18 protein-coding genes are annotated in these 17,776 nt (G+C 66.3%); 4 read left to right on the top strand and 14 right to left on the bottom strand.

From position 1 onward, the window contains the following. Positions 1-697 precede the first annotated feature (697 nt). The 8 genes from G3446_RS13015 to G3446_RS12980 form a co-directional block, all read right to left on the bottom strand. Complete coding sequence (locus G3446_RS13015; protein WP_164453266.1) at positions 698-2,149, bottom strand: glycosyltransferase; 1,452 nt, start codon at positions 2,147-2,149, stop codon at positions 698-700. A gap of 244 nt (positions 2,150-2,393) precedes the next feature. After that, a complete protein-coding gene (locus G3446_RS13010; protein ID WP_164453265.1) occupies positions 2,394-3,320 on the bottom strand; it encodes a Tim44 domain-containing protein in 927 nt (308 codons plus the stop codon). Positions 3,321-3,403: 83 nt separating this feature from the next. Then, positions 3,404-5,128 (bottom strand): gamma-glutamyltransferase, encoded by a 1,725-nt coding sequence (gene ggt, locus G3446_RS13005; protein WP_164453264.1) that lies wholly within the window; start codon positions 5,126-5,128, stop codon positions 3,404-3,406. A gap of 34 nt (positions 5,129-5,162) precedes the next feature. Continuing rightward, positions 5,163-5,411 (bottom strand): YfhL family 4Fe-4S dicluster ferredoxin, encoded by a 249-nt coding sequence (locus G3446_RS13000; RefSeq protein ID WP_164453263.1) that lies wholly within the window; start codon positions 5,409-5,411, stop codon positions 5,163-5,165. Between the two features lie 49 nt (positions 5,412-5,460). Then, complete coding sequence (gene coaD, locus G3446_RS12995) at positions 5,461-5,937, bottom strand: pantetheine-phosphate adenylyltransferase (protein WP_164453262.1); 477 nt, start codon at positions 5,935-5,937, stop codon at positions 5,461-5,463. Positions 5,938-6,132: 195 nt separating this feature from the next. Continuing rightward, positions 6,133-6,732 carry a 16S rRNA (guanine(966)-N(2))-methyltransferase RsmD gene (rsmD, locus tag G3446_RS12990; RefSeq protein ID WP_342450110.1) on the bottom strand — a complete coding sequence of 200 codons (600 nt, stop codon included), beginning with the start codon at positions 6,730-6,732 and terminating at the stop codon, positions 6,133-6,135. Next, positions 6,719-8,074, bottom strand: coding sequence for a M16 family metallopeptidase (locus G3446_RS12985; RefSeq protein WP_164453260.1), 1,356 nt, complete (start codon positions 8,072-8,074; stop codon positions 6,719-6,721). Before G3446_RS12985 ends, rsmD begins: the two co-directional genes overlap by 14 nt. Positions 8,075-8,084: 10 nt before the next feature. Then, on the bottom strand, positions 8,085-9,461 hold the full coding sequence (locus G3446_RS12980; RefSeq protein WP_164453259.1) for a M16 family metallopeptidase: 1,377 nt from the start codon (positions 9,459-9,461) through the stop codon (positions 8,085-8,087). A 221-nt stretch (positions 9,462-9,682) separates the two neighbouring features. Between G3446_RS12980 and ftsY the strand changes: the two genes are divergently transcribed. Genes ftsY through ftsX form a run of 3 tightly spaced genes read left to right on the top strand, consistent with a single transcriptional unit; the run spans position 9,683 to position 12,694 of the window. Beyond that, on the top strand, positions 9,683-11,044 hold the full coding sequence (ftsY, locus tag G3446_RS12975; RefSeq protein ID WP_164453258.1) for a signal recognition particle-docking protein FtsY: 1,362 nt from the start codon (positions 9,683-9,685) through the stop codon (positions 11,042-11,044). A 12-nt stretch (positions 11,045-11,056) separates the two neighbouring features. Continuing rightward, complete coding sequence (gene ftsE, locus G3446_RS12970) at positions 11,057-11,725, top strand: cell division ATP-binding protein FtsE (protein WP_209262398.1); 669 nt, start codon at positions 11,057-11,059, stop codon at positions 11,723-11,725. A gap of 3 nt (positions 11,726-11,728) precedes the next feature. Further along, on the top strand, positions 11,729-12,694 hold the full coding sequence (gene ftsX, locus G3446_RS12965) for a permease-like cell division protein FtsX (RefSeq protein ID WP_164453257.1): 966 nt from the start codon (positions 11,729-11,731) through the stop codon (positions 12,692-12,694). 66 nt (positions 12,695-12,760) lie between these two features. On the opposite strand, the gene G3446_RS12960 is transcribed toward ftsX, so the two are convergent. The 5 genes from G3446_RS12960 to G3446_RS12940 form a co-directional block, all read right to left on the bottom strand. Beyond that, a complete protein-coding gene (locus G3446_RS12960) occupies positions 12,761-13,561 on the bottom strand; it encodes an endonuclease/exonuclease/phosphatase family protein (protein WP_164453256.1) in 801 nt (266 codons plus the stop codon). Positions 13,562-13,732: 171 nt separating this feature from the next. Next, a complete protein-coding gene (locus G3446_RS12955; protein WP_164453255.1) occupies positions 13,733-14,362 on the bottom strand; it encodes a c-type cytochrome in 630 nt (209 codons plus the stop codon). Between the two features lie 292 nt (positions 14,363-14,654). Further along, a complete protein-coding gene (locus tag G3446_RS12950; protein ID WP_164453254.1) occupies positions 14,655-15,110 on the bottom strand; it encodes a copper chaperone PCu(A)C in 456 nt (151 codons plus the stop codon). Positions 15,111-15,220: 110 nt separating this feature from the next. Beyond that, complete coding sequence (locus G3446_RS12945; RefSeq protein WP_245232478.1) at positions 15,221-15,889, bottom strand: SCO family protein; 669 nt, start codon at positions 15,887-15,889, stop codon at positions 15,221-15,223. A 239-nt stretch (positions 15,890-16,128) separates the two neighbouring features. Continuing rightward, entirely contained in the window at positions 16,129-16,767 is a 639-nt protein-coding gene (locus G3446_RS12940; protein ID WP_164453253.1) for a carbonic anhydrase, read from the bottom strand. Between the two features lie 587 nt (positions 16,768-17,354). On the opposite strand from G3446_RS12940, the gene G3446_RS12935 reads away from it, so the two are divergent. Beyond that, positions 17,355-17,525: a hypothetical protein gene (locus G3446_RS12935; protein ID WP_164453252.1), complete on the top strand. Its 171-nt coding sequence runs from the start codon at positions 17,355-17,357 to the stop codon at positions 17,523-17,525. A 58-nt stretch (positions 17,526-17,583) separates the two neighbouring features. Here the strand turns inward: G3446_RS12935 and G3446_RS27635 are convergent, their stop codons facing one another. Then, entirely contained in the window at positions 17,584-17,742 is a 159-nt protein-coding gene (locus G3446_RS27635) for a hypothetical protein (RefSeq protein WP_209262401.1), read from the bottom strand. Positions 17,743-17,776 lie beyond the last annotated feature (34 nt).

The raw sequence follows: 17,776 nt of genomic DNA, 5'->3' as shown, positions 1-17,776 counted from the left end.
ATGGGGCCGGAGCAGGGGGAAGGGACGTCGGGCTGCAGCACGCGCAAGTCTCGAAATTGGCGGTCGGCCGCCGCCCCTAGCTTAGGCGATTTCTGCCAGCTCTCATACCATCTCGCCTGCGCCATGGCGCTCGATCAAGGGCCTTGATCGTCAGTTGGACCGGAGCGTGGACGAGCACGAGAGACTGTTAGAGTAATCCGAGCGCACCGCGAAGATCGCAGATTGGTGTAGGTTGGGCCGACGCAGCAGGCCCAACAATCAAAGCGTTAGGCTAGCCGCCATGTTGGGCTTCGTACCTCAGCCCAACCTACGCAGAATTTCTTCACAGTCTCACGAGCAAAGTCCACCGAATCCCGCGCCGGCGTTGGTGGACTGCACTGCCCTTGCCCATCCCACAACGGGAGTCCGGGCCAATCGGTGACCGACGCCCGATCGAGAGCCATGGGGACAAAGGGCCGAAGCCGGCCATCGCGGGGTAAGCCCGGCGCCCCAGGCTCAGGCTCAGCGGGCGCCCGCGCAGGGGCCTTGATCCTCAGTTAGACAGGGAGGACGAGCGAGAGCGGCTGTAGCCGCTTATCAGGCTATTCGGCTTGCTGGCGCCAACAACCCTCAGATGAGCCGCGGCGATCCGCACGCGATAGCCGACGATCCGATGGCGAAAAGCTGGCCGCTGGGGACTGGGGGCTGAGCGCTGGCTTCAGGCGCCCCGGCGGAGCCCCAGGAGTCGGCTCGGAGCGGCCCCGTCGAAGACCTGCATGACACCGACACCGACCAGGCCGCTGATCAGCAGGGCGAGATAGATCACGGCGAATGGCTGCTCCAAGAGCACGAAGCCCAAGAGCGCCAGCCCGGTGCCCAGCTCGAGGAATCCATTGCGCCAGCGCAGCCGTGCCGGATGCCCCTTCGCGCGCGTCTTCGGGGTGCGGACGAACTCGGTGCGATAGCCCAGCAATGCCTCGAGGCCACCACGGGCATTGGAGAGCAGAAGCCCGCTGGTGAAGGCCAGGGCACCCAGCACCTCCACGGCGGTGCGCCGCGGCCCGCCGCCTGTGCCGGCGGAGGTCAGGAAGGCGATAGGCGCGGCGAAGCCGAGGACTGAAGCGACAACCGCGATCGACCCCAGGCCTGAGCCCGCGACGGCGGTGCCCGCCATGAAGGGTAGCCCCAGCAGGAGACAGCCGGCACCGAGGACGAAGGCGAGCGGCTGACCGATCTGGAAGCTGATCATGAGACGCTGCCAAATGGGTAGCTCCGAGCCCCGCCAGATCCGCGGCATCAGTTTCACGAAGCACTGCACGAAGCCCTTGGTCCAGCGAAACTGCTGCACCCGCCAGGCCCGCACGGAGACTGGCAGCACACCTGGCACCTCCAGATCCAAGAGATAACCGGAGCGCCAGCCGCGCAGACGGGCACGCAGACTGAGGTCCAGATCTTCGGTCAGCGTGTCGCCCTCCCAGCCGCCCGCGTCATCGATCGCCGCCCGCCGCCACAGCCCGCAGGTCCCGTTGAAGGGCACTGGTAGGCCGAGCCGCCAGCGCGCCTCCTGCTCGACGCGGAAGTGCGAGTCGAGCAGGCGTGCCTGGACGCGGGTCAGCAGGCTTTCGTCACGGTTGACGTGCGCCCAGCGCGCCTGGACATAGGCCATGCCCGGCTCTGCCGCGAGCACAGCGACCGTCCTGCGCAGAAAATCTCGCGGCGGCAGGAAATCGGCATCGAAGATCGCGACATAGGGCGCGTCCGAGCGCGCCAGACCCTCGGCCAAGGCGCCAGCCTTGAAGGCCGTGCGGCGCGTGCGGTGCAGGAGCTCGACGTGCAGCCCCTCGCGCCGCGCCGCGGCCACCGCCCGCTGACTGACCTCGAGCGAGCCGTCGGTGCTGTCGTCGAGGACTTGGACCTGGAGCCTGTCGCGCGGCCAGTCCAGCGCCATGGCCGCCCGCAGGATGCGCTCGACCAGCTCGCCCTCGTTGTAGAGCGGCAGCTGAACGAGGACGTCCGGCAGCTCGGCGTCCGCGAGCGCCCATGGGCGTAGTGGTCGCCTCGGCGCCAGCCAACGGAGCAAGGCGAGCACCAGCAGGTTGGTGGAGAGGAGCGTCAAGATGACAAGACCGAGCATCAGCAAGAGCTCGACCGAGGGTTCCGCCGCTAGCATGGCTTGAGCTACCGTCAGCAGTGTCTGGGATGAAGGGGCGAGCGGCTGGGCGTCGTAGGGAAGGGCTGGCGTACACTCGATCGGCCCCGCGCCAGATTCGCGGAGTCGCCAGCGCCATGGAAAGACGTCGCTCGGACATGGTGCGGGAAGGATAGGTCCGCGTTAGGCTGACAGCAAGACCCGCCCGAAGGCGAGGCCAGGCCACTGCCGCGCACCTGGACTTGCCCGGTAGGCGCGGCGGGGATCAGTCCTGCATCTGCTGGATGCCGGCGATGAGCCAATTGCCGTCTGGACTGTCCCAGTCGTGCTGAACGTGCCAGATCTCGCGGAATTCCTCCGCCACGCCCATCTCTTCCTCGCGAATCAGGCCCGAGTAGAGGACGCTTGCCACCAGCAGGTCGCCTTCACGCTCGGTGCCCAGCAGCTCGGCATCCAGAAGCACCACCTCGGTGAGCTGAGCCCCCTCGGTCTTCTGGCGCTCGCGCTGCAGCTCGGCGAACAGCTGCGGGGTGGTGTAGTCGCGGATATCCTTGAAGTCCGCATGATCCCAGGCCGCCTGCAGCCGGATGAAGTGCATCTTCGCCGCTTCGATGAAGCCGGGACCGTCGAGCCAGGCCGGCGTCTCGTCCTTGCCCGCGGCACGGCGGACCCGATCGCCGAAGCCGGCGGGCTTCACGCCGCTTCCCGATCCGCCCGGCATCGGCGAGCGACCGCCCGCGGCCTGACGCGCATAGCCCTGTCCCGCAGCGGCATGGCCATAGGCCGGCGTCATCGGCTTGGCGCCGCCGCGCTTCAACATCCGGAAGAGCATCACCCCGCCGAAGATCAGCAGCGCGATGAGCAGGAAGTCGAAGAGCTGAAAACCCTCGAAGGCATCCCCCATGAACAGGGAGGCCAGCAGACCGCCGGCCGCCAAGCCCGCGAGCGGCCCAAGCCAGCGGCTAGCACCGCTCTGACGGGGCGACTGCTGTGCCCCACTCATGGGCCGCTGGGCGGCCGCCGACGGCTGCTGAGCCGGACCTGTCGGCCGCGCGCTGCGCGAGAAGCTCGACGACTGTTTGCCGGGACTGGAGCCCCCGCCGAAGCGCTTCGCTTCGGCATCGGGCGGCAGTGCCAGAAAGCTCACGGCCACGAGCGCCAACGCCATGGTGAAGAATGACCTCATCTTCATCCGCTATCTCTCCTGAGAGTTGCTTGAGGGTAGAGGGAATGAGTCGCTCGGGCCGCGCGCGACTGGAGATCGCGCCCTTGCCCCTATTGGACGCGTGCGCTGCCGATGCCGCGCGGATCGCTGGCGGCCTCCACCCTGCCCGCGCGGCGGTTCCAGAAGACGACCTGCATGTTGCCGAAGCGACGGTCGAGCAGCTCGAGCCGATGCCCCAGCGCGCGCAAGGACGCTTGCTCGGACGGGGCGAGCGCGCCCGGCTCGGCCTGGATGCGGTCGGGCAGATACTGATGGTGGATCCGCGGCCGAGCGACCCAGTCGGCAACAGGGGCTCTCTCGACGGCGGCCAGAATCGCCTGCAGCACCATGGTGATGATGCGGCTCCCGCCAGGTGTGCCCAGGATGGCAACGCCGTCGTCCGACTCGAGAAAGCTCGGCGACATGCTCGACAGCATGCGCTTGCCCGGCGCTATGGCATTGGCTTCACCGCCGACCAGCCCATAGGCGTTCGGGACGCCTGGCCGAGCGGAGAAGTCATCCATCTCATCGTTCAGAAGGACGCCAGTCCCCGGCGGCACGAAGCCCGATCCGAAGGGATAATTGATGCTCAGGGTTGCGGCGACGCGATTGCCCTCGGGGTCGAGGATGGAGAAGTGGGTGGTATCCCTCCCCTCGCGCCCGTCCTGCGCATGGTCGTTCTCCGCCGGGCGGCTCGGCGTCGCGCGACGCGGATCGAAGTCACGAATCAGGCCAGCCGCATAGTCCTCGTCCGTCAGGCGCGCGAGCGGCATTCGGACATGGTCGGGGTCGCCCAAGTAGGCCGCGCGGTCCCGATAGGCGCGACGCATCACCTCGGCAAGCAGATGTGCGGGCGGAGCCGCGTCTCGCTGGTCTTGCGGGACCGCGGAGAGCATATTGAGCATCTCGACCAAGAGCACGCCGCCCGAGGACGGCGGGGCCGCGCTGACCAGGCGCCAGCCCTGATAGCGACCGCGAACAGGCTCGCGCTCGACGACACCATACTGGGCGAGGTCTTCCTCGGTCCAGATCCCGCCTGCCTCACGCACACCCCGGACCATGCGCCGGGCGAGCGGCCCCAGGTAGAAGGCATCGCAGCCCTCCTCCGAGATCCGCTGCAGCGTCTCGGCCAGATCAGGCTGCTTCAGCCGATATCCGAGCGGGGGCACTCGGCCATCCGCGAGAAACTGCCGCGCGGCGGCGGGAGAGTCACGCAAGGCGGCGAGACGCAGCTCCGCCCTGCGACGATAACGCGCATCGACCGCGAAGCCGTCGCGCGCGGCTCGGATCGCCGGCGCCAGCGCGGCCTCGAGACCGGCTCGCCCATAGCGCTCCGAGAGATGACAAAGCGCCGCTGGCACCCCGGGAATGCCCGCAGCCAACGGGCCGTTCAGTGCCTGCTCACGCGCGAAACGGCCGTCTGCACCCATGTAGAGGTCGCGATGCGCCGCCAGCGGCGCCCGCTCCCGACCGTCGATCATGACCTGCCGACCATCGGCGGCGCGGTGCAACAGCCAGAAGCCCCCGCCGCCGAGGCCGGAGCCATAGGGCTCCACCACGGCGAGGGCGGCGCTGACCGTCACAGCCGCATCGAAGGCATTGCCGCCGCGGCCCAGGACCGCGAGGCCGGCTTCGGTCGCCAGCGGGTGCGGGCTGGCAATCGCAGCCTTATGAGGGGTGTGACCGTCGGGAGCGCGATCCTGGGGGGCTCCGTACCACGCCCACAAGGGGCCGGACAGGAGTAGGCATAAAACCGCCGGGAGCCCCGGAACGGGGCTCCTTGGAGAGGCCTTCATCGAGTCAATGGCGCATCCTTGCGTGCCCCCGACCTCAGTCCCCAGTGATGCGCTCGAACTTGGCGCGCAGCTCATCCTCGGACTCGTCGTGATCCGGATCCTTGATGATGCAATCCACCGGGCAGACCTCGACGCACTGAGAGGTCTCGTAGTGACCGATGCACTCGGTGCACAGCTTCGGGTCGATCACATAGGTCTCGTCGCCCTGGGAAATGGCTCCGTTGGGGCACTCGGGCTCGCAGACGTCGCAATTGATGCATTCGTCGGTGATCATCAATGCCATGGAAGTACTCCTTCTGCTTGTTCAGTGATGTTGTGGGGACGCGCGGATGTTATCCAAACCGCTCTTTCAATGCAGCTTGCACGACGGGGCTGACGAAGGCGGAAACGTCCCCGTTCAAGCGAGCGATCTCTCGCACCAAGGACGATGAAATATAGGTGTATTTCTCCGCTGGCGTCAGGAAGACCGTCTCGATATCTGGTGCCATATGGCGATTCATACCCGCCAGCTGAAACTCGTACTCGAAATCGGAGACGGCGCGCAGACCGCGCAGGATGACGCCGACCCCCGAGGCACGCGCGAAGGTTACCAAGAGACCGGAGAATTTCACGACCTCGACATTGGCGCACTCGCCCACACTGTCGAGCACCAGGGCGACACGCTCGTCCGTGGAGAACATCGGCGTCTTACCGGTATCCGCGGCGACGGCCACCATCACGCGATCGAACAATCGAGAGGCACGATGGATCAGATCCACGTGACCATTTGTGATGGGATCGAAGGTTCCGGGATAGACCACACTTCGCAAGCGCTGGATCCTCTTGGGGTGCTGGACAGGCAAAACCTGGCTCGGGACGCGGCCCAATGCCCGCGTAGCTGGAGCCGCCAGCCCGCTGCCGGGGCGCACCTTAGCACAAACCTGAGTCCCAAGGTGCGTCGAAACGGCGACTGCACGGCCAGCGGCAGGCACGGCCTCGAGCGACCGCACCAGGACGGCCGGCGGTCAGTCAGGGGCGCTGTCACCCACTGCACTCGAGGGGGCCTCGGCGACCACCGCCAGACCATAGCGAACCTGTCCGGCGGTCTTGTCGCGAGCCAGCTCCCAGTTCGCAGGGAGCGCGGCGAATTCAGACCGAGCCGGTGCCTCGAGGTAGACGCGTGCGCCCGGCGCGACCCAGCCATGCTGCACGAGCAATCTGATCGCGGGATCGAGCAGTCCGTCGGCGAAGGGCGGATCGAGGAAGACGATATCGAAGGGCGCATCGGCCGCCGCAGCCAGCCACCTGAGGGCGTCGGCCTGACGCACCTGGATCTCGGTCGCTCCCAGCGTCCGCACATTGGCCTGGAGCTGTCGGACGACCTGGCCCGCGCGCTCCAGCATCACCACCTCGCCGGCACCGCGCGACGCCGCCTCGAGCCCAAGCGCGCCGCTGCCCGCAAAGGCGTCCAGACAGCGGGCGCCTGCAACGACCGGAGCCAGCCAGTTGAAGAGAGTCTCGCGCGTTCGGTCGCCCGTCGGGCGCAAACCCGGATGGGCCGGAACCGGCAGACGGCGGCCACGATAGCGGCCGCCGACGATGCGCAGCTGGCTAGTCCGCGCCACTGGCCTGGGAGACCTTCTGCGAGCGACCGCCCACTGTGACGATGGCCAGGCGGCTGGGATGGACCCGACGCGCGAAGGCATCACGGATCTGCTCGACCGTTACCGACTCGATGCGGTCGGTGAAGCGGTCGAGGTAGTCCAGCGGCAAGCCGTAGAAGCCGATGACGGCGAGGTATTGAACGATGTCACCATTGCTGGCGATCTTGAGCGGAAAGCCGCCCGTGATGTTCTTCTTGGCCGCCGCCAGCTCTTCCTCCGTCGGCCCCTCCGTGATGAAGCGCTCGAGCGTCTCCAGCATCACCTGACGCGCCTGCTCCGCCTGGTCGTTCCGCGTCTGCAATCCCATCAGGAAGGGACCGGGCTGGGCCAGCGGGAGAAAATAGCTGTAGGTGCTGTAGGAGAGACCGCGCTTCTCGCGGATCTCATGCATGAGGATGGATACCAGGCCACTGCCACCGAGGATGTGATTGCCGACATAGAGCCTGAAGTAGTCGGGATCACCGCGCCGCATCCCTGGCTGACCGGCCATGACCGTGGTTTGGCTCGACGGGAAGGCGATGGTTTCGAGCGCGCCCGTTTCGAGGTCGGCCACCTGCGGCAGCGCCGGAGCGGCCTCCCCCTTGGGCAAGCCCGCGACGATCCGCTCCGCGAGCGCCTCTGCCCCGGCACGCTCCAAGTCGCCGACGATGGCGACGACCGCGTTGGCCGCAGCATAGAAGCGATCGTGGAAGGCCTGGAGCTCGGCGCGCGAGAGCGTCGAGATCGACTCGGCGACACCCGACGGATCCGAGGCATAGGGATGCTCCAGGTAGACGGCGTGGAAGAGCGCCTTGCGTCCGACCTGCCGGGGCGATTCCTCCTGCTGACGCAAGGCGACCAGACGGTTTTGGCGCACCCGCTCGAGCTCGTCGGCATCGAAGACGGGCTTGGCGAGCACGACCGCCATGGTCTCGACGGCGGTGTCCAAGGCGTCCTGGCGGGTCAGCGAGCGCAGCGAGACGGAGGTCATGTCGCGGTCGGCCGATGCGGTCAGGGAGGCCCCGACGAAATCGAGCCGATCCGCCAAGGCATCCGCGTCCCAGTCGCCAGCGCCCTCGTCGAGCATCGCGGCGGTCATGGAGGCAAGACCAGGTCGGTCGCCGTCACGCGCGCTGCCGGCGTCGAAGACGACCTTGACGTCGACCATGGGAATCTCGGACGCGGCCACGAAGAGCACACGCGCCCCATTGGAGGTCTGCCAGGACTGGATCTGCGGGGTCGCACCCGCCGCGCCCGCGACGAGGAGAAGGGCCGAGGCCAGCCAGTAGAGGGCAAGGCGGCGAAGCCCGAGGGGAGTGGTCATGCGATCGCGATCAAAGCGCATTGGCTTGCTCCCCCATGCCGCTCCTGGCCGAGACCTGCTGCTCCTGATCGATCGGCTGCGGATCAAGGACCGCGACCGTCAGGCGCTCGGGCCTGAGGTATTTCTGCGCCACGGCCTGGATCTGCTCGGGCGTCACGGCCGCGAGCGCGTCGACATAGGTCTCCGACAGCTCCCAGTCAAGCCCGATGGTCTCCAGCCGACCGAGGATCATCGCTTGATAGAAGAGCGAATCCTTCTCGTAGACCTTGGCGGCCACCACCTGATTGCGCACGCGCTCCAGCTCGTCCTGACTCACCGGCTCGCTCTGGACACGCGCGATCTCGGCGCGGATGGCCTGCTCTACATCCTCGACGTTGTGGCCCTTGGCCGGAACCGCCTCGAAGAGGAAGAGTCCGGGAAGCCGTTGGAAGACGCTGTAGCCCGCGCCCGCAGAGGCGGCAATCTTCTTGCCGCGGATCAGATCGCGCGCGAAGCGCGAGCTGTCGCCACCATCGAGGATGGACGACAGGATCTCCAGCGCATAGGGCTCCCAGGCCTCATCGGCGTCCCCGACGGAGGGCGTCTTGTAGCCCATCAGCAGGTAGGACTCCTTGGCCGGCGCCTGGACCCGCAGGCGCTTCTCACCGCGCTGCTCCGGCTCGCTGCGCGTCTTGGGCGCCCGAATCTCCTCGGCGGGCAGGGGCCCGAAGTACTTCTCCGCCAGGGCGAAGACAGCGTCCGGCTCGACGTCGCCGGCGACCACCAAGATGGCGTTGTTGGGCGCGTACCAGAGCCGATACCAGTCCTTGAGGTCCGCGAGCTTGAGCTGATCCAGATCGCTCGCCCAGCCGATGACGGGATTGCGGTAGGGAGAGGCGTCGAAGGCGGCGGCGTTGAAGCGCTCATAAGTCAGGGATTGGGGGTCGTCGTCGGTGCGCATGCGCCGCTCCTCCTTGACGACCTCGAGCTCTTTGAGGAACTCGGCCTCCTGCAGGGCCAGATGGCGCATCCGGTCCGCCTCGAGCTTAAAGGAGACCTCGAGGCGATCCTTGGCCAGGTTCTGGTAGTAGGCGGTGAAATCACGCCCGGTGAAGGCGTTCTCCTCGCCGCCGTTCTCGGCGACGATGCGCGAGAACTCGCCAGGCTCCAGGCTTTCCGTGCCCTTGAACATCATGTGCTCCAAGACATGCGAAACCCCGGTGATCCCACCATACTCGTAGCTCGAGCCGATCTTGTACCAGACCTGCGAGGTCAAGATGGGCGCGCGATGATTCGGCTTGACCAGGATCTTGAGCCCATTGTCGAGCGTGCGCTCGTGGACCTTCGAAGCGGCCCCCGCGGCGAGCGGCACCAAACAGAGCAGTGCGGCGAGCAAGCGTCGTTTCATAGGATCTCCTTGATGATGACTGATATCCGATTGGCACCTATGGGCAAATGCACCGGCCTGCTAGTTCCCGAGATGACGAATTCTTCATGCGGCGGCAGGCGGCCCGGCCCGCGGCCCATTGCCTACCGGACGCACCCAAGGGTGATCTGGTAGCATTGCGCGACCTCCACGACGGGCTGACTCCAGCCCGCATCGAACCTCAAAACCGATAGCACAGCCCTATGTTTGGTCTCGGAAAAAAGAGCAAGAAACCCGCAGATCCCGGGAAAGCGGCTCCACAGCCGGAGCCGATCGAGCCCGTCGCGCTCGCGACACAGCCGCCAGCCCCGGAGCCCGAGACGCCGCTCTCCGCGGATCGCCCTAAGAAGCCCTGGTTCGGCAAGCTCTTCCGATCCGGCAAGAGCAAGGCGCCGGAGAGCGCGTCGGCCCCTCAGGCCCCAATACCGGAGCCGCCGCCGGCCACCGCCGAGCCGGCCACATTGAGGCAGGCACCCGAGGCGGTCAAGCCGCCCCCGGAGCCGGAGACCCTGCGGCCCGAGGCCCCGCCAGTCGCGGAAACGCCCATCCCGACGACGCCGCCGGCCCCGACGCCGAGGCGCGGCGCGCCGGAGCCAGCCGCGCCCGAGCTGCAAACAGAGCCGGCCGCCGACCAAGAGGCCGCACGCAAGCGCGGCGTGCTCAAGCGGCTGCGCACCCGGCTGTCGCGGACCCGCAATCAGCTCGGCGACGGCCTCGGCAACCTCTTCCTCGGCCGCAAGCGCATCGACGACGAGCTGATGGAGGAGCTGGAGACCCTGCTCATCACGGCCGACGTCGGCATGGACGCCACCACCCGCGTCATCGGCGATCTCACCGAGCGCGTCAAGCGCAAGTCCCTGGCCGATCCGCAGGCGCTGCTCGCCGCCCTCAAGGCGCAGCTGCGCGACATCCTGCTCGCCGCCGATGGCCCCGTGCGCCAGCCCGCCGCGGGCCGCCCCCAGGTGGTGCTCATGGTCGGCATCAATGGGGCGGGAAAAACCACGACCATCGGCAAGCTGGCGAAACGGCTGCAGGAAGAGGGCAACAGTGTGATGCTCGCCGCCGGCGACACCTTCCGCGCCGCGGCCGTCGAGCAGCTCCAAACCTGGGGTGACCGCAACGAGATCCCGGTGATCGCGCAGCACACGGGCGCGGATTCGGCCTCGGTGGTGTTCGACGCCCTTCAAGCCGCGACGTCGCGCGGCGTCGACGTGCTCATCGCCGACACCGCGGGCCGGCTTCACACCAAATCCAATCTCATGGACGAGCTCTCCAAGGTCGCGCGGGTGCTGAAGAAGATCGACCCGGAGGCGCCGCACGAGGTGATGCTGGTGGTGGACGCGACCACCGGCCAGAACGCACTCAATCAGGCCGAGCACTTCCATCGCGCCGTGGGTCTGACCGGCATCACCCTGACCAAGCTCGACGGCACCGCCAAGGGCGGCATCGTCTTCGCCATTGCCGAGCGGCTCAAGCTGCCCATCCGCTTCATCGGGGTAGGCGAGTCCATCGACGACCTGCGCGCATTCGACCCGGACGAGTTCATCGACGCACTACTCGGCTGAGGGAGCCTGCCCTTGATCCGATTCGAGCATGTCTTCAAGCGCTATCCAGAGCGCGGCGAGGCACTGGGCAACGTCAATTTCGAGATCCAAGCCGGCGAGATGGTCTTTCTGACCGGCCACTCGGGTGCCGGCAAGAGCACCATGCTGCGCTTGATCGGGCTGATCGAGCGGCCCACCCGAGGTCAGATCCTGGTCAACGGGCGCAACCTGGCGACCCTGCCGCGCCGTCAGATTCCCTACTATCGGCGCGAGGTCGGGATGATCTTCCAGGATCATCGCCTGCTGCCGGACCGCAGCGTCTTCGACAACGTCGCCCTGCCGCTGGTGGTCGCCGGCGTCGGCCAGAAGGAGATCGGCCGCCGGGTGCGCGCGGCCTTGGATCAAGTGGGTCTGCTGAGCCGCGAGCGCGCGACCCCGGTCGCCCTCTCCGGGGGCGAGCAGCAGCGCGTCGGCATCGCCCGCGCCGTCGTCGGACGCCCCCCGGTGCTGGTCGCCGACGAGCCCACGGGCAACCTGGACCCGGATCTCTCACGCGAGATCTTCGAGCTGTTCGAGCGCTTCCACTACGTCGGGGTCACCCTGCTCATCGCTACCCACGATCTCAACCTGGTGCAAAGCATGCGCCACCGCACCATCACGCTCGACGCCGGGCGCCTGGTCAACGACACGGGAGATTGGTAGGCGATGGCGACGCAACGCACCCGGCGGAGGCGGGGGCCCCGGCTGCTCGACCTGCCGGGCATCTGGCTCAGCCAGCATTGGCAGACGGCACTGGAAACCCTCGGACGGCTCAGGGAGACCCCCCTGCCCTCGGCGATGACGGTCGCCGTCATCGGCATCTCCCTGGCGCTCCCGGCCGCGCTCTACGTCATGACTGAGAATCTCAGGACCATGGCGGGGGGCTGGGACCAAACGGCGGCCATCTCTCTGTTTCTGCGCTTCGAGGCCGACGACACCCATGCGGAGCGGCTCTCCCAGGACCTCACCACCTGGCCCGAGGTCGCACGGGTCCACCTCATCACGCGCGAGCAGGCGCTGGAGGAGTTTCGGGCGCTCGGGGGCTTCGAGGAAGCACTGGAGCAGATCACCAACAACCCGCTGCCGATCGTGCTCGCCATCTATCCCACGCCGACTTACGCGGCGCCCGATCGCTTGGAGCTCCTGCAGAACAAGCTGCTGAAGCTGCCGGAGGCCGACTTTGCCCGCATGGATACGCTCTGGCTGCAGCGTTTTCAGGCGATCCTCGACCTCGTCCAGAGCGGCTCCCTCTTGCTGGGGGGGCTGCTCGGCGTTGGCGTGCTGCTGATCGTCGGCAACACCATTCGGCTGGAGATCCTGAATCGCCGCATCGAGATCGAGATCAGCGAGCTGGTGGGGGCGACGGCCGCCTTCATCCGCCGCCCCTTCCTCTACGCGGGCGCCTGGTATGGCTTGCTCGGCGGCACGACAGCCTGGCTGCTGGTCACGCTGTCCGTGCTGCTCCTCCAGCAGCCGGTCTCGAGGCTTGCCAGTCTCTATCGCAGCGAGTTCCAGCTATCCGGCCTCGGCTTTGCCGCGACGGGCATCACCCTGGGCGCGAGCATCCTCCTTGGGCTCGTCGGCAGCTGGATCGCGGTCAACCGGCATCTCAGGGGCGCGGAGCCGCAATAGGGCGCGCCTTTCCAGGCCGACGGAGGCTCCAGCGATCGCCGGGAGGCGCCACCAAGGCAGCCCTGCTCAAGCGGCGCTGGATGCCGGGAGGGAAGTTTCGTGCGTCCAAGCCCCCTCGAAGCGCAGAGGCTCCGGGAGCTCGATGGTCATGCTGATCGGCAGATGATCCGAGAGCGCGTAGTCGATCACCCGCGCGGACACCGTCTTGAGCGGCTCGGAGACGAGGATGTGATCGAGATTGTGCCGCGGCCGCCAGCTCGGAAAGGTCTTGAGCTCGCAGTCAAGCCCGCGCATCGCCGTTCTGCGCACCATGCTGCGCAGGCCCCGCGAATCACAGCCACAATTGAAGTCCCCCATCATGACGATGTAGGGATAGCACTGCGCCAAGCGGGCCAGGAAGTCCAGCTGACGCCGGCGCGCCCGCCAGCCGAGCGCCAGATGCACGATGACGACCGCCAGCACCTGACCCTCGGTCAAGGTGAATTCCGCCACGACAGCGCCACGCCCAGGTAGGCCGGGGAGCTTGTGCTCTTCGATCTCCCTCGGACGCAGCCGACAGAGCAGGCCATTGCTGTGCTGCGCAAAGGGGCCGAGGTTGCGATTGACCTGACGGTAGGAAAAGGGGAAGGCGCCGTGACGCGCCAGATACTGGATCTGATCGACGTAGGAGCTACGCAGGCTGCCGGCGTCCACCTCCTGAAGGCCGACGAGATCGAAGCGACGCAACAGCTGGGCGATGCGCGTGAGGTTGACGAGACGCTCCGGGTGGGGGAGGACGTGCTTCCAGCTGTTGGTGAGATAGTCGCTGTACTGACGGGAGTAGATACCCGCCTGCACGTTATAGCTCAGCAGGTTGAGTTGCCGCATGAGAAGGGCGCGGACGCTTCGAACAAGGATGACAACAGGTGCTGACGGACCCTAGCACAGGGCGGAGTCGGCACCAAGCCCCCCAGCGCGGCGGCGCATCGGCGACTGTGACCAGGCACGAAAAAGGCAGCCATGGAGGCTGCCTTTCTTGCGCCGTCGAGGGGAAGTCGATTACTTCGACAGGCCCTGGATGTACTGAGACACGGCCGCGATCTCCTTTTCAGACATCCGCGAGGCGACGCCACGCATCATGCCGTTGGGGTCGTTGGCGCGCTCGCCCTGCTGGAAGTACTCGAGCGTCTGCTTGACATAATCGGCGTGCTGGCCGGCGATTCTCGGGAACTTCGCGAGACTAGAGCCCATACCGGCCGGTCCATGACAGCCGTTGCACGCGGGGACGCCGGTCTTGGGATTGCCCGCGCGGTAAAGCTGCTCACCAAGCTTGGCCAGCTCTGGATCGGCCAGGCCACCGCTCTGGGTCTGCGTGGCGAAGTAAGCGGCCAGGTCGAGGACCTCTTGGTCGGTCAGGGGCATCGCCATGGGCGTCATCTGGACGTTCGACCGATTGCCCGCCTTGAAGTCCATGAGCTGTTTCTGGATGTACTCGGGATGCTGGCCAGCGAGCTTCGGCCAGGTCGGCACAATGCTGTTGCCTTGGGGACCATGGCAAGCCATGCAGATGGTGTTGGCTTTCTGCGCGCCCGCCTCGGCATCTCCTGGCTTGAGCGCCTCGGCGGCATGCACCGCGCCGCTGGCCAATACCGCCGCCACTGAAACCGTTCTCAGCCAAGTCTTCATCATCGCAATTGCCTAATCTGTTTCGTTTCAGGCTGGGCCCCGTCCGTAAAGACCCGCCTCTGGTTAGGGGTGAAGAAAATCCGGCGATGTATATCAGATAGTTGGCATATCGGTCAAACGCGCCGGACTCCGCTCAGCACATTCGACGACCCGAATTCTCCGCTCCATAGACAGGCATCGGCGATGAAATATCCCCGCTTCGAACAGAAGCCCGCAAGGGCCAAGCGCGGCAGTCAGAGCCCCAAGGACGCCGAGCCGACGCCGACCAGGGCCGGCACGGCAGGGTATCGACCACTCAGTGGCCGTGCTTCATTTGACTCATGTCGATCTTGCGCACCGGCGCGGTGACGGACTGCTCGTCGCCATCGTCGAAGACGAGCCTGAGCCCGACCTCCTCGCCGGGCGCTAGCCGATGCGTGAGGCCGATCAACATGATGTGCAGCCCACCTGGCTTGAGGGCGACGGTCTCGCCGGCGGGCAGATCGATCTTGTCGATCCGGCGCATCTTCATCATGCCGTCGTCCATGATGTGGGTGTGCAGCTCCACGACCTCGGCAGCGTCGCTCCGAGCAGCCACCAGCGCGCGCGCCTCCTTCCCCTCGTTGCTCAGCGCCATGAAGGCGGCGCTGTTCGGCTGACCTGGCGGGACCGCCCGCGCATAGGGATCCGCGACACTCACTTCCGCCGCGCTCGCAGCGAGGCTGCCGACCGAAAGCAGCGTGGTGGCGATCAAGGCTGTCATTCTGAGCATGTCACTGCCCTCCGACGTGATTGGATGGATCAAGGGTTGGGTGGATCAAGAGTTGGGTCGATCAAGGGATGCGTGAATCGGTCGGCGTCGCGAAGACCCGAGCGTCTGGGTCATTTCGTAAGATCCTGCTCGGGCGCGCCCAGCAGCCTGCGGATGGCGGCTCGGATCTCATCGGGCGGCGTCGCATGGTCGAGCGTCTCGACCAGCTTGCCGGATTGGTCGACGACATAGGTGTAGGCGGAATGGTCGACCAGATAACCCATGGCCGTGTCGGCGATGGGCGCCTTCCGGTAGGCCGCGCCGTAGAGATCCGCCACCTCGGCGACCTGCTCCGGGGAGCCCGTGGTCCCGAGAATGCGCGGGTGAAAATAGTCGGTGTAGCTGGCCAGGCGCGCGAGATCGTCACGCTCCGGATCTACGCTCACGAAGAGCACGCGAACCTGCTTCAGCCTGTCTTCGCTGAGCCCCTTGAGCGCGTTTGCAATGAAGGCGAGATTGGTCGGGCAGACATCCGGGCAGGCGGTATAGCCGAAATAGATCAGGACCACCTGACCACGCAAATCCGCCAGCCTGACCGGACCTTGCGCGGACTGCAGCTCGAAATCCCCACCGGTCGGCCGAGCGGCCAGCTCCAAGGGGCGATGACCGCCCTCGCCATCCCGCAGCGCGGTCCCGGCCGGCTCCCAATAGAAGAGCATCCAGAGGAGCAGGCCGAAAAGCGCCAGGATGGCGGCAACGAGGACTCGAGAGCGGTTCATGAGGCGGCGGCGAAGTCTCATTGAGTGGTCGGCTAAACCCCAGGTCGGCTGAGCCCGAGGCCGGCTGAACCCTAAGTGAGCCTCGGCCCGCAAAGATTGACGGTGATCAAGAAGAGAGGCGTTTCCGACTACCAGAGCAGAAATCGCGTCAAAAGACACAGCCAGCGTGGCGACAGGCGCGACCGGCCGGGGTCGACATCCGCAGGCCGATCCCCGGGACGCCAGCGGGAGCCGGCTGGGCGTGCGAAAAAGCCCGAGGGTCAGCCCTTGCCGGGGACACCATCGAAGAAATCGACAACGCCCGTCTCGAGCGAATACTCCGCGCCGACGACGAGCAGACCGTCGTCTTGAGTCAGGCTCTCGATGATGGGCGAGCCATGGCGCAGATGATCCGCCGACGCACGGACATTGGCCCGCACCGAGGCATGATGAAGCGCCCCGCGGTCATAGCGCAGCTCCGTATCCAGCAGCCCCCTGACGGCGGGCGTCACGCGGTCCACGATCGAGGCGATGTTGCGCGACGCTGTGCCCTCACCGCCCAAGAGCGTTTCCAGCGTGGCCGTGACCGCGCCGCATTGCGAGTGCCCGAGCACGACGACCAGACGCGTGCGATAGCGGGACACGGCGAACTCGACACTGCCGACCTGCGACGGCGCCACGATATTGCCCGCAACCCGGATGACGAAGAGATCTCCGAGCCCCTGATCGAAGACGAGCTCGGCCGGAACGCGCGAGTCCGAGCAGCCCAGAATGATCGCAAAGGGCTCCTGCCCACTCGTAAGCTCCTCACGACGCTGGGAGCTCAGCGGCCTGTCCGGGCTCGAGAGATTGTTGGCAAAGCGAAGATTGCCCTCGCGCAGGCGCTCAAGCGCCTCCAGGGCGGATAACTTAGATGGCATGCGAAAAAGGTCTCGGCAAATGGGTCGGATGACGGCGTCTAGGCGGCGGCCAGGGCGCGAAACGGCGGCATCGAGCAAGGCTCCAAGCCCCACCCAGCCGCGCTCGCGCGGGACGTGGCGGGGTTGTAGCAAAACACCGGCCTCGCGTCACGCCTTTGTCCGAGGTCGCGATCATGCCTGTGCAAGTTACGGACACTGGAAGCCAGAGGAGAGCCGCCATAACCAGGCCAGATACCTGGAAGCCTGGAAGGCTGGAAGCCTGGCGACGAGACCAAAGTTCTCAACCTATAGAGACGCGCGCCGGATCCTGATCCTCGACGGGCGCCCCTGCCCCCCGAGCGCTCCACAAGCCGATCACGCAAAGAAAAAGGGCTTAGGATCTAATCCTAGGCCCTTCCTTCTGGCTCCCAGGCTCCGGCGTGGGAGCAAGTCGCGACGCTCCAGCGTCGCGTCGCGGGCCGCCGAAGCGTCGGAGCCAGCAGGACGGGACGGGGCTCCGGCGTGAGAAGCTCCGGATGGGGTAGGCGCTGAGCCAGCCGATGATCAAGGGCTACCGGTCCAACTGACGATCCAGGCCCGATCTGCGCATGCAAAAGCTCAAGCAAAAGATCTCGGGATGTTTCCGCTCAACGCGCGGAGCCGAGGAGTTTGCGGTGATCCGCTCCTATCTCTCCACCCTGCACAAGCAGTCGTTCGATCTCTATCAGGCCCTGGTGCTGACGTTCAAGGGACAGCCCCCCATGCCTCGCCTGGCGTAACAGCTGCTGGCTACCTGAATAGTTACCGCTGGATATAGAAGGCGAAGTACTCAGTCAGTCAGAGCAGTAGCTCGGGAAGACTCGCATAGCCCTTGAGGTAGATGTCCTCGTATTCGATCGTACGCCACAGTCGCTCGACGAAGATGTTGTCGAGCGCCCAATGCCATGGACTTAGGCTCTCCCGTTTGCTCTGGGGTTGTGATATCTTTAAAATCAATGGCTTGCCTGCTGCTTTCCGCTAGAACCCTATT

This window comes from Thiorhodococcus minor (assembly GCF_010820565.1).
GTDB lineage: Bacteria > Pseudomonadota > Gammaproteobacteria > Chromatiales > Chromatiaceae > Thiorhodococcus > Thiorhodococcus minor.
Note: the sequence above shows the minus strand (reverse complement) of the source record. Positions and strands in the feature narration are given on the sequence as shown.